Here is a 12,495-nt window from a genome sequence, read left to right on the forward strand (position 1 = left end):
GGCTGGTAATTTGGTCATGAATCATAGGTAATTGGTGATCAAATATCTTTTTTATCCTGTTTATCCTTTCATCCTGGACATCCTGATGCTGATCATGTTTATTAATAAATCTTAATATTTAATCAGCTAATTTTATGTAACTGTAATGTGATAATATTAATCTCATAACAATATTTGATCAGGTTAAACAATGAATTAAATTGATGAGGGTGTACAAAAAGGTCTGATTAATTTTGATGATGAATAAAAATATATAATAAAAATATATATTTACCATCAAATCTTCTTGATATCCACCTATGAGGCTGATATTTCTTTATTCATATATAGTGATATTTTTTCACAACAAATTAGATTGGTTTCCCGTGAATATATAGATTTTTTCAATTTCCAATCATGACAAATACAAAAAATACAAATAAACCCTTATTCTCTCAACATTATTTAGATTATCGCATTCAAGAACTTCCAGAATGGCAATTAGATATTAAAGCAGAATTTGCGGACTTAAAAAATCTTTATTTATCAAAAAAGGCGATTTTAGCCACTCTGAATGAAGCTCAAACCGAAGATATATTTATTAAACCAGCCTTAGAAATTTTAGGTTTTAAATATATTCCTCAAGTCATTTCTCGTGGTCAAGGTAGAGCCGAACGTCCTGATTATGCCTTGTTTTTAAATGAAAGTGAAAGAGATACAGCCTACTCTTTGCAAAATAATGAAACTGCCTTTTATAGTCGAGTATTAGTAATAGCAGAAGCTAAATATTGGCAACGACCATTAAGTAAAGTTTCCACTAATGATCAACGGGACATTTTCAAAAATGCCAACCCATCTTTTCAGATTTCCAGTTATTTAAGTGGTACAAATGTTGACTGGGGAATTTTAACCAATGGGAGAGAATGGCGTTTATATTATCGTCAAGCTTCTTCTACCGCAACGGAATTTTATCCAGTTGATTTAGTGGAATTATTAGAAACCGAAGATATAGAACAATTCAAATACTTTTGGTTATTTTTTAGAAGCGCGGCTTTTGCAAAAGATAGCTACAACAAAAACTTTTTAGAACGAGTCAGAGCAGGAAGTACAACTTATGCGACTCAAGTAGGAAACGAATTAAAAACCTTAGTATTTGATCAGATATTTCCTGATTTAGCAAGAGGGTTTATAGTAGACGCAATGCGACGGGGAAAAACCGTAGAACCAAAACAGATTTACGCAGCCACCTTATCATTTTTATATAAGTTGTTATTTCTCTTATATGCTGAAGCGAGAAACTTATTACCAATTACCACCGCTTACCGTGATTATAGTTTAATTAAAATTACCCAAGAAATAGCCGCAAGTCTGGATAAACAAAGAACATTAAGTGAAACTTCCACAAAAATTTATCAGAGTTTGTTAGGTTTATTTGAAATAGTAGATAGGGGTGATAAAGCCTTAGCAGTACCTCGTTATAATGGTGGTTTATTTCACTTTGATTTTCATGAAATTGGAGATAGAGAAGATTATCCAGAGAATTATTTTTTGTCTGAACATCAAATATCTGATGCTATCTTATTTCCCGCTTTAGATAAATTAGCACGTTTTGAAAAATTACCCATTGACTACAGCTTTTTAGGTGTGCGACAATTGGGTTCAATTTATGAAGGATTATTAGAATATCGTTTAATTATTGAAGATGAAAAAACAGCAAAAGTGCATTTAGAAAATGATAAGGGTGAAAGAAAAGCTACAGGTTCTTATTACACACCAGATTATATTGTTAAATACATTGTTAGTCATACCCTCAAACCCATTTTAGAGGAGAGAAAACAAAAATTTGCAGATTTAATGACCCAAATTAACCAATTACATGAAAAAATGATAGATGGTAGATTAGGAATACAAAGTCGTAACGGTTTACAAAAAGATTTACAACGTTTAGAAAGACAAGCAAAAAATACTTTAATTGATATTAAAATTTGTGATCCTGCTATGGGAAGCGGACACTTTTTAGTCGAAGCTGTTGATTATTTGACAGACGAATTAATCAATATTTTAAATGAATATCCCGAACATAATCCCATTTTGGAGATGTTAGGAAAAACCCGCAATAGTATTTTAGAAAACTTACAACAGCAGGGAATTAATATTGATATCAATTTAGACGATAATCAACTTTTACAAAGAGTGGTCATGAAACGCTGTATTTATGGTGTAGATTTAAATCCCATGGCCGTAGAATTGGCCAAGGTAAGTTTATGGTTACATTTTTTCACAATTGGCGCTCCTTTGAGTTTTTTAGATCATCATTTACGCTGCGGAAATTCTCTTATTGGTACAACTGCGCGAGAAGCAGAAGCGAATATGATGAGGGAAGAAAGTGGCCAATTGAGTTTATTAACAGGTCCGTTTGTGGGGTTGTTACGTGCTGCGGAAATTATGCGCGGTGTGAGTACATTAAGTGATGCAACTTTTGCAGAAGTGGAAACCAGCGAGAGGTTATTTAAGGAATTTGATCAGGCTGCGAAACCTTTTAAAAGGTTATTAGATATTTATGTTTCTCAATTTTTTGGTGTGAAACAAGCTAAGAATTTTTTAGAAAGATTTGGTATAAATGCGATCAATGCTAAGTTTGAAAACATGAATGCTGCTGATATTGCGGTATATGAGGAAGCGAGAAGGTTGTTTGACCAAAAGCGGTTTTTTCATTGGGATTTGGAATTTCCAGAGGTTTTTATTGATTTAGAAAGTGCTAGTTGGAAAGAAAATCCCGGTTTTGATGCTGTGATTGGAAATCCACCTTATGGATCGACTTATAAAGACTATACAAATGCTAAATTACAATATATTAGTAATACTGTTATCTCCAAAGATATTTATCTATTTTTTATTGAACTTTCATTAGATATAATTTTCCAAATTGGTACTATAGGCTTAATTACTCCTAATACATGGATGACTTTAGAAAGTGGTTGTGATTTTAGGAAATTAGTTTTACAAACTACACAATTAATTAAGATAGCAGAATTTAGATCGGCTTTTCAAGATGCAATTGTAGAAACTGCTGCTTTAATAGCTTCTAAAGATGTTAATAGTTGTAAAAACACAGAAGTTTTAAATTTTGCAAATCAGGAAATCATTACTAGATATTTTCGTTTGACATCTGAATGGTTATTAAATGAAGGCTATGTAATTGATTATTATTTAAATATGGAAGAAATTAGTATTTTGAACAAGTCTATTAATCAATGTATTAAATTAGAAGAATTAGTTAATATATGTGGAGGTACAAAATTATATCAAAAAGGAAAAGGTAATCCACCTCAAACGCAGTTAGTTGTCAAGGAAAAACCATATACATCAAATAAATTACTACCAGATTTTGAACCACTAATTACAGGTGGAGATATACAAAAATATGTCACTCAAAACGAGCTTATTTATGTTAAATATGGTGTATGGTTAGCTGAACCAAGAAATGAAAGTATATTTAGAAATCAAAAAATTATAGTCCGACGTACTGATGATTCAATTATTGCAAGTATTGATTGTGATTTGAGGATTTGTCAAAATTCTGTACATTGTCTTCTCAAAAAACAAGATAGTATTTTTTCTGATTATTTTTTGTTATCAATATTAAATTCTTTTTATATTAAATGGTGGTATCAAAAGAAAAATTTTCAGATGGTTGGTAAGCCTTTTGCTGAAGTTAAAGTTATTTATTTGTCAAGAATACCAGTTCCAAAAATCTCCTTCACAACTCCCGCAGAAAAACGTCAAACTTATCTAGAAAACACAATTAACCTTTACCAACAATATCAAATCAATCATAACCCAAATATCCTACTTACCCAAATTGATCACCACCTTAACCAACAACCAGAAGAAGCAGACGTAATTCATGACTTACTGGTATATTTAGCCGAACAAATGATAGAATTAAATAAACAAAAACAAACAGAAATCAAAGGCTTTTTAACATGGTTAGCCAGATTAATCGGTACTGATATTGATAATCTTACCAATAAATCTAAAATTCAAAATTATTTAGGTGATTATTATAAACAAAAACAAGCAGACAACCATTTAACCCTTGACGAATTAATTGATATTCTCAAGAAAAACAAGAAAAAACTAAAAATTGATATCAGAAGTAGAAAAGAACAAGAAACATTAGCCAAAGAATACCAAGCCAGTTTAAATACACTCCTACCCATCAAAAAACAACTAAAACAATGTGATTGGTTAATTGATGAAATCGTTTATAAACTATATAAATTAACCCCAGAAGAAAAAGCGATCATTGAGGGAGAAAATAGTTAAAAAATTCTAATTAAAAAATTCAGATTACCGGCTTAAGGAGAAGTGCGTAACTGGCTTAATTCCCTTCTCGATTGAAGAATCTGAAAATTTTAAACGTTTTTCTATTTATTAACAACTTCATTTAATGCTTCATGAATAATATCATCACTCACACCATGTCGTTTTAAACTAGCAATTAAAGCATTAACTGTATTATTTTCTAACTTTTCTAAATCTGCTCTCATTCCCTGTCCAATATATGCTCGAATCAAGGGTTGATAACCAGAAAAACCAAGTATGGGTGCAAGTTGTTTCAATTCTTCTACTACATCTTCTGGTATTCTTAGCGTAACCGTAATCATGGGGCGATTTTTGTCTAAGCTGGTATGTTATATATTGACAACTTTTAGAAAAATAATCTATGGTATACAGCTTGAGCTAAAATAAGTCTATGAGAAATTTAGAAAACGTCACAATTCATCAATTTAGAGGACTTCGAGACTTAGAACTAAAGGATCTCGGACGTATTAACCTACTTGTGGGTATTAACAACTCAGGGAAAACTAGTGTTCTAGAAGCATTATCTGTCTACTGTCACCCACTGGATATTAAAGTGTGGCTGAGTACAGCAAATCAACGAGAGCAGGATATTGGAGTATATCGTATTCGTCTACTGGATGCTGTAAAGTGGTTATTTACACATAATTATGCATCCATTGTAGAACCTGATAAACCTATTATTCTTATTTCTAGCACTGGTTTATTTTCTGTAAAGAAGTTAATAGCAAGCTATGAAGAAATGGAGCAAATATCGTTATCTGAGGAAAGCAATATCACAAATATTAGCAACGAAGAAGAAATTGAAAATGAAGATACACCAAGAGTTAAGAAAGGAATTAAGCTAAAAATAGAGGTATTTGCAGATGATGGTTATCAATTAAGTTTATTTGGCGAACCACCTGCTTTTATTACAGATTTTTTGTTATGGGAGGATGAACGTTTTTATAGATTATCTGGAAAAAGAGAACCCAGTCTAAAAACATCTGTAGTAACACCATCATCTCATCGTTCAGAAGTTGGTCAATTTCGATTACTTTCAGAAGCAACATTTCAAAATTTTAAAGCTGATGTAATTAAATTATTAAAACAGATTGATAACAATATTTCTGATATAGAAATATTGTTACCTCCAGAATCTATCAGTTCTCGATTTAATATATATATTCAACATGAAAAACTAGGACTTGCACCAGTCAGCACCTTTGGTGATGGTATTCGTCGCTTATTACATATAGCTCTTAAACTAGCCAGTGTCAAAGGTGGTATTCTTTTAATTGATGAATTAGAGTCAACAATTCACACAGAAGCCTTACAAAATTCTTTTCAATGGTTAGTTAAATGGTGTACAGAAATGGATGTTCAATTATTTGCAACTACCCATAGTCTGGAAGCTGTTGATGCTTTATTAGAAGTTACTGAATCAGATTCAGATTTAGTGCTTTATCGTTTAGAACCAAAGGAAGGAAAAACAAAAGTAGTTAGACATGATGGACATAGATTAAGACGTTTAAGAGAAGAATTAGGTCAGGAGGTGCGTTGGTGAGTCGGAAATATGTTTTAATTGGTGTGGAGGGTCCCCATGATCAGGCTTTTGTATCTAGGATATTGTGTAAATTATTAGGCTTTTCTAAATTTGATGGGAAGATGTCAGAACTAGATAATTTTTGGCGAAAATTTATCCCTAATTATCCTAAAGGTGGAAATTTATATGATAGGCTTGATATGCCTCAGATATTATATAATGAAAATTTCTCAATAGCTATATATGTAGGTAATGGAGGTGAGTTAATTCAGAATTTAAGTGATAAATTATCTGATATTGATATTTCAACTCTTTTCGCTTTTGCAATAGTAGCTGATACTGATAACAATACACCTGACAAAGTGGTAAAAGAGTATCATAAAGGTTTTAAAGAATATTTTCCTCATTTTCCAACTGAAGTTACTCAAAGTGGTAATGTTACAGAAGGTTCACCAGAATTAGAAACAAAAGCAGGAATTTATATATTACCAGATAATTCTCAACTAGGAGTTTTAGATACTTTAATTTGTGATTGTGGAGATTTAGTTTATCCTGAATATATGCAAAGAGCAAAGGAATATATAGATAAATTTTCTCAGGAAGAGAGGAAGAAAAAGTTAGAGTGGAAACCTTTTGATCAACAAAAAGCTATAATTGCCACAGTGGCCAGTGTTCTTCGGCCAGGTATGACAAATACGGTAACTATTATGCGTGATGATTGGATTAGTATTGAGACAGCGGAAATTCCAGCTATTAAAAATTTCACTGAGTTTTTAAGAAATTTGTTAAATTTAAAAACTGAATAATACCCTGTCATTCTACACCTTCTCCCGCGCTGGTGGCACAATACCAAGCTTATTCAAACCCGCATCAATATCTCTCAACAATTTAAAATCATCCTCAGGTAAAAGATAACTATTGCTACTAACAACACCCCCAAGGGGTTGTGTTTCTAAAAACCCAAATGCTTGACGAAATTGTTGCGGTTCTGATTTAATTGGAGCATCAAAATGACAGGGAATAATCCATTGAAAATCCCAACTAGCAACTTTATCAGCCCAATTGATAGTTTCCTGGGGTGCGCGATTTAAAATCAAACGTTGTAAAATTGGCGCAACAAATATCCGCCCATTCCCTCGCAAAATATCAAAAGAATCTTGCCAATTTTCCTGCCATTGGAAAGGAAAAAACCCAAAATATGCCTTTTTAGACCTTTCTGGGGCTTTTTGGGCATCCCGCCATATTTGACTCCATGTAGGTACTTTCAACGTACTAGGACTGAAGTACAAGGCAAATAATGTTACTCGCTGCCACCCTTTGAGGCGATTGGCTGGGGTATCTAAAACCATGTCAAAAGCTTGATCTTTGGCGTGGTATAATAAAGGATAGGGGTCAAGTTGGACAATTGCTGGTGGTTCTGCTGGTACTGAAACTATAGTATCTGTAACTAAGAGCGTGTGCGATCGCTTATGGAAAAAAGCCACCTCTGCAAACTTACCCAAACCGAGATCAATAGGTCCAAGGATTGCATAATCAAAATCCTCAGCAAAAGGGGCTTCCTGGCTATTTTCAGGTAATATCCGAGTGCGTTTATCAGGTAAACCCAACCAACTCAAAGGCAAATTTAGGGGAAAACTCCATTGTCCCGGAGCAACAAATATCTGTGCATTGGGAAAGCGTCGCGCAAACGGACCTACAAATACTTTATGTTCTATTCCCGATATCGTCGGCAATATAATATACTTGACATCACCGTGTTCTGTGACTAATTCATTTAGTAATCGGGTACATTCTCCCGTGGGTGCAACAGGTGCATAAACTAGTAAACCGCCCTTTTCTAGCTTAATTACAGTCATGCGAATTGGCACAACTACATAAAAAATTCCCTGTAATTGGTCGAAAGTCCAAATAGTATCTTTAATAACTTCTTTACGAATAGTGCGACGTTGACCATAAGGATAAATTGGCACAACAGGCCAAAACCGCCAGGAAACATCCTGGGCATGAATTTGTTCTATACTCTCATTTTCCACCACTGTCTGAACCTCCACCAATCCGCTCTATCAAACTGACCCAAAACTATAAAAAAAGAGGATGAAAAGGGGGCTGATATAGTAGCAAAAACTACAGACAGCCTGAATTAAAGATTATAACACTATTAGAATGCTTCTTACACGCAAGTGGATTCCGAAGCCTTTATTTTGCATCAGTTCACTGAGAGGATGTTTTAAAAGTGGGAGGCTGTTGTAAGAAGGCTCACAAAGTATATGCTGGAATTTGTAGATAATAGCACCTTGTGAGCAGATGAGTAAAGCATACCTTAGTAACTTGACATGGAATGGGAATTGATAGCAGAAGAATTTTCATCAGCCAAATCTGGTAGTCCTCCACTCAGTGTAGCAATGTGTGGATATGTTAGGGCTGGTTTTGCCGGTTTTGGTAACGTCTCCCAGAACAGGAAGAAGCCAAAAAAGTTCTCCATCGAGTTCATAATACCCAGAATCAGGTTAAACGATTAAATATCATTTAAAACATCCTCTTAATGGCATGGCACAGGTATTATATAAAACGAGACAGGAGGTGGGGAGTCGAGAGTAAGGGAAATGTATAAAGTTTTTTAACGCTAATCAAATTTAAGTATCAGTCTTGTATTAAGTTTTGATTCTTAAATATCGGGTTCATTCAAAAAATAAAAAGGAAATTAACATGAAATATTCTGGATTAACCTTATGGTTTACAGGGTTAAGTGGTGCTGGTAAAACCACCGTTTCTCAGGGGGTAGAATTGGAGTTAAAAAAACGATGTTGTCGGGTAGAAGTTTTAGATGGGGATGTGGTGAGATAAATCAATATTTTGCTATCATCAACATCTACCACAGATAAAAAACTCTATGCTTACCCAAGAATTACCCAAAACTCAAACCATAAACTGGAAACCCATAATCAAAAAATTTGTTGCAGTCCTGGGAGAAAAAGGTGTAGTACAACGCAAAGAAGAACTCCTTACCTATGAATGTGACGGTTTAACCAGCTATAAACAATGTCCCCCCGTCGCAGTCTTACCAAGAACCACAGAACAAGTATCAGAAATCGTCAAAATTTGCAATCAATTCTCCGTTCCCTTTATTGCTAGAGGTTCGGGAACAGGTTTATCAGGTGGGGCTTTACCAGCAGAAAATTCTGTTTTAATTGTCACTTCATTAATGCGACAAATCTTAAAAATAGACTTAGAAAATCAACGGGCAGTTGTCCAACCCGGAGTAATTAATAGTTGGGTAACTCAAGCAGTTAGCGGCGCTGGTTTTTATTTTGCACCAGACCCTTCTAGTCAAATTATTTGTTCTATTGGTGGTAATATCGCCGAAAATTCTGGGGGAGTACATTGTTTAAAATACGGTGTAACAACAAATCATGTTTTAGGTTTAAAAATTGTCCTTCCTAATGGTGAAATTGTTGATATTGGTGGACAAATTCCCGAAACTCCAGGTTATGATTTAACAGGTGTCTTTGTCGGTTCAGAAGGTACTTTAGGAATTGCGACAGAAATCACTTTAAAAATTCTCAAAACTGCCGAATCAATTTGTGTTTTATTAGCAGATTTTACCAGTGTAGATGCTGCTGCTGCAACGGTTTCTGATATTATCAGCGCGGGCATTATTCCTGGTGGTATGGAAATGATGGATAATATTAGTATTAATGCTGTAGAAGATGTGGTTGCCACTAATTGTTACCCTCGTGATGCCGCTGCTATTCTATTAGTAGAAATTGATGGTTTAGAAGTCGAAGTTTCTGCTAATAAACAGCTAATTAAAGAAATTTGTCAGAAAAATGGAGCGCGAAATGTGACTAGTGCCAGTGACCCGGAAACTAGACTAAAATTATGGAAAGGTAGAAAAGCAGCTTTTGCCGCTGCGGGACATATTAGCCCAGATTATTATGTACAAGATGGTGTAATTCCTCGCACTCAATTACCTTATGTTCTCCAAGAAATTGAGCGGTTGAGTAATCAATATGGTTATCCTATTGCTAATGTTTTTCACGCTGGAGATGGTAATTTACACCCATTAATTTTATTTGATAATTCTGTACATGGAGAATTGGAAAAAGTTGAAGAATTGGGAGGAGAAATTCTCAGATTATGCGTAAGAGTGGGTGGTAGTATTTCCGGTGAACATGGTATTGGTGCTGATAAAAAATGCTATATGCCAGATATGTTTAGTGAATCTGATTTGGAAACAATGCAATGGGTAAGAAAAGTATTTAATCCCCAAAATTTAGCAAATCCTGGTAAGATTTTTCCTACTCCTCGCACTTGTGGAGAAGCGGCAAAAGTATCTATTCAAAAATTCCCAGATGTAGAAAGATTTTAACAAAAAAGTTGGAAATCAGGAATATATACAGCAGTTACCGCTATTATGAAGTACAAATATTAATGATAAAACTCTTGTGGTGCGGGCATCTTGCCCGCATAATATGTACTTTACTCAAGCTAAACTTGCTGTAGCTATTCCTGGTATTATGAAATACAGTTTTGATCACCTGTATTTCCTTCCTAATTCTCTATTTTTCTCTGTCTTTAATTCTTCCTCCTTACTCCTGAGTTCTTACATTTTTCTAATGACTTTACCTAATTGGATTACTTTTTCTCGACTGCTGGGAATACCTTTTCTACTCTACGGTTTATACAATCCTACAAATCAAGCCAAATGGATATGTTTAACTATATTTTTAATTGCGGCTCTAACTGATTGGTTGGATGGATATTTGGCCAGAAAATTGAATCAAATTAGTGAATTAGGTAAATTTCTTGATCCTTTGGTAGATAAATTATTGGTACTTGCACCATTATTAGTGTTAGTAGAATTAGGAAAAATTCCAGCTTGGGGAGTTTTTATAATTTTAGCACGGGAATTAGCGATCGCAGGTTGGCGAGTTAATCAAACCACCATCACTGGTGCAAATATTTGGGGTAAACTGAAAACAGTTAGTCAAATTATTGCCATATCTCTCCTAATTGCTCCCTTATCTCCAATTTGGCAAACTCCTATTTTAATTGCCTTTTGGGTATCGGTAATATTAACGATTATTTCAGGAATAATTTATCTCATTCCTCAAAAAATTAGCGAGTAAAATCAAAGTAGAGCAAATTAAATGTCTAGAATAGAAGGCTTTAGAGTTAGAAATTACAGAGTTATTCGTGATATTACCTTGGGGAAATTGTGGAATACACAAAGTGCCAAGCCATTAACACCAATGACAGCGGTTATTGGTAAGAATGGCGTGGGAAAAAGCACGATTTTTGACATTTTTGGCTTTCTTGCTGATTGCTTGAAAAATGGAGTAGAAGAAGCTTGTTATGCTCATGGTCGTGGTGGGTTTGAAAAAATTCTCTCTCAAGGACAACAGGGAAGTATTGAGTTTGAAATCTATTATAAAGAAGATGGTAATGCCCGACCAATTACTTATGAATTAGCCATAGATATTGACTCATTTCAAAGACCTTATGTAAAAAAAGAGAGACTGAGACAACGCAGAATAGGACAACCTAAGGGACAACCTTTTTCTTTTTTAATTCTCAATGAAGGCAGAGGAATCGCATGGAAAGGTGAACAACAAGGTAAGCAAGATGATTTTGATGTGTCAGATTTAATGGATAAAATCCAAAGAGGTGAAGCAGAAGAAGAAACTAAAGAAACCGAAGTAGTTGAACTTGATGATCCGCGAAAACTGGGAATTGCTACTTTAGGTTCACTTAAACAACATCCCCGAATTTCTATGTTTAGAAGATTTATTGAAGGGTGGTATTTAAGCTATTTTACACCAGATGCTGCCCGCAGTTTACCTCTAGCCGGACCACAAAAGCATTTGAATATTCATGGAGATAATTTAGGTAATGTAGTTCAATTTATGGAAAGAGAACATCCCAAAAAGTTTCAATCCATACTGGAAAAAATAGCGAATAAAATTCCCGGTGTCAATAAGATTAGCACTTACCCAAGTCCAGATGGAAGACTGCTTTTGTGTTTCAACGACAAGGGATTTCAAGACCCATTTTATTCTCAACAAATGTCAGATGGTACACTCAAAGTATTTGCCTATCTTCTGATGTTAGAAGACCCTTCACCACCACCATTTTTGTGTATCGAAGAACCGGAAAATGGACTTTATCATAAACTTTTAGAAACCCTAGCCAGAGAATTTCGAGAACACACTAGAGGTCAGAAAGGTGGGTCACAAATATTTGTGACAACACATCAACCATATTTTGTAGATGCTCTTGAACCTGAAGAAGTTTGGGTATTAGAAAAGGGTGAGGATGGATTTGCTAAAATTAAGCGGGCTAGTGAAGATCCTCTGATAAATAATCTTGTTTCTGAGGGTTTGCCCCTGGGTGGACTTTGGTACAGTGACTATTTGGACGCAAGGTGAATATATGCACTTTGAGATATTAGTTGAGGATATTTCTGGCAAAACTACTCTTGATATTCTTGTTCCAAAAATTATTAACCCCGAACAACACACATTTACAGCACTTCCCGGTGTTATGAGGTACATATCTAGCGGGCAAGATGCCCGCACCACAAGAGTTTCATGATTCAACTTTGTACTTCATCAGATCGGAAACCG

9 protein-coding genes and 1 pseudogene are annotated in these 12,495 nt (G+C 34.5%); 8 read left to right on the top strand and 2 right to left on the bottom strand.

The window, feature by feature from the left end; all coding sequences use genetic code 11:
• The first annotated feature begins 396 nt into the window (after positions 1-396).
• A complete protein-coding gene (locus ACIR310F_RS0113005) occupies positions 397-4,308 on the top strand; it encodes an Eco57I restriction-modification methylase domain-containing protein (protein WP_028084206.1) in 3,912 nt (1,303 codons plus the stop codon).
• A gap of 101 nt (positions 4,309-4,409) precedes the next feature.
• On the opposite strand, the gene ACIR310F_RS22455 is transcribed toward ACIR310F_RS0113005, so the two are convergent.
• A complete protein-coding gene (locus tag ACIR310F_RS22455; RefSeq protein ID WP_051289623.1) occupies positions 4,410-4,649 on the bottom strand; it encodes a hypothetical protein in 240 nt (79 codons plus the stop codon).
• A gap of 89 nt (positions 4,650-4,738) precedes the next feature.
• Here ACIR310F_RS22455 and ACIR310F_RS0113015 point away from each other — a divergent pair, with 89 nt between their 5' ends.
• Positions 4,739-5,890, top strand: a complete 1,152-nt coding sequence (locus tag ACIR310F_RS0113015) for an AAA family ATPase (protein WP_028084207.1) — start codon at positions 4,739-4,741, stop codon at positions 5,888-5,890.
• Between the two features lie 23 nt (positions 5,891-5,913).
• Positions 5,914-6,675, top strand: coding sequence for a DUF3226 domain-containing protein (locus ACIR310F_RS0113020; RefSeq protein ID WP_331271315.1), 762 nt, complete (start codon positions 5,914-5,916; stop codon positions 6,673-6,675).
• 12 nt (positions 6,676-6,687) lie between these two features.
• Here the strand turns inward: ACIR310F_RS0113020 and ACIR310F_RS0113025 are convergent, their stop codons facing one another.
• The gene (locus tag ACIR310F_RS0113025) at positions 6,688-7,905 is read right to left on the bottom strand and encodes a DUF4336 domain-containing protein (RefSeq protein ID WP_028084209.1); all 1,218 of its coding nucleotides are present in this window, start codon (positions 7,903-7,905) and stop codon (positions 6,688-6,690) included.
• Positions 7,906-8,575: 670 nt separating this feature from the next.
• On the opposite strand from ACIR310F_RS0113025, the pseudogene ACIR310F_RS24370 reads away from it, so the two are divergent.
• From ACIR310F_RS24370 to ACIR310F_RS25645, 5 genes and pseudogenes are all read left to right on the top strand, one after another.
• Positions 8,576-8,710: pseudogene (locus tag ACIR310F_RS24370) on the top strand (adenylyl-sulfate kinase); the annotation flags it as partial.
• 49 nt (positions 8,711-8,759) lie between these two features.
• Positions 8,760-10,238: a glycolate oxidase subunit GlcD gene (gene glcD / locus ACIR310F_RS0113040; protein ID WP_028084211.1), complete on the top strand. Its 1,479-nt coding sequence runs from the start codon at positions 8,760-8,762 to the stop codon at positions 10,236-10,238.
• 247 nt (positions 10,239-10,485) lie between these two features.
• Positions 10,486-10,998, top strand: a complete 513-nt coding sequence (pgsA, locus tag ACIR310F_RS0113045) for a CDP-diacylglycerol--glycerol-3-phosphate 3-phosphatidyltransferase (protein WP_028084212.1) — start codon at positions 10,486-10,488, stop codon at positions 10,996-10,998.
• Positions 10,999-11,019: 21 nt separating this feature from the next.
• Positions 11,020-12,297, top strand: a complete 1,278-nt coding sequence (locus ACIR310F_RS0113050) for an AAA family ATPase (protein WP_028084213.1) — start codon at positions 11,020-11,022, stop codon at positions 12,295-12,297.
• Entirely contained in the window at positions 12,275-12,463 is a 189-nt protein-coding gene (locus ACIR310F_RS25645) for a hypothetical protein (RefSeq protein WP_155963796.1), read from the top strand. The genes ACIR310F_RS0113050 and ACIR310F_RS25645 overlap by 23 nt, the downstream gene beginning before the upstream one ends.
• Positions 12,464-12,495: the final 32 nt, after the last annotated feature.

Origin of the sequence: Dolichospermum circinale AWQC310F (assembly GCF_000426925.1) — a bacterium.
Classification (GTDB): Bacteria; Cyanobacteriota; Cyanobacteriia; order Cyanobacteriales; family Nostocaceae; genus Dolichospermum; species Dolichospermum circinale.

Bases quoted from the DNA above. Each gene is read 5' to 3' on its own strand.
- glcD (WP_028084211.1), top strand. From the start codon at position 8,760: ATGCTTACCCAAGAATTACCCAAAACTCAAACCATAAACTGGAAACCC.
- ACIR310F_RS0113015 (WP_028084207.1), top strand. From the start codon at position 4,739: ATGAGAAATTTAGAAAACGTCACAATTCATCAATTTAGAGGACTTCGA.
- ACIR310F_RS0113050 (WP_028084213.1), top strand. From the start codon at position 11,020: ATGTCTAGAATAGAAGGCTTTAGAGTTAGAAATTACAGAGTTATTCGT.
- ACIR310F_RS0113005 (WP_028084206.1), top strand. From the start codon at position 397: ATGACAAATACAAAAAATACAAATAAACCCTTATTCTCTCAACATTAT.
- ACIR310F_RS22455 (WP_051289623.1), bottom strand. From the start codon at position 4,649: ATGATTACGGTTACGCTAAGAATACCAGAAGATGTAGTAGAAGAATTG.
- pgsA (WP_028084212.1), top strand. From the start codon at position 10,486: ATGACTTTACCTAATTGGATTACTTTTTCTCGACTGCTGGGAATACCT.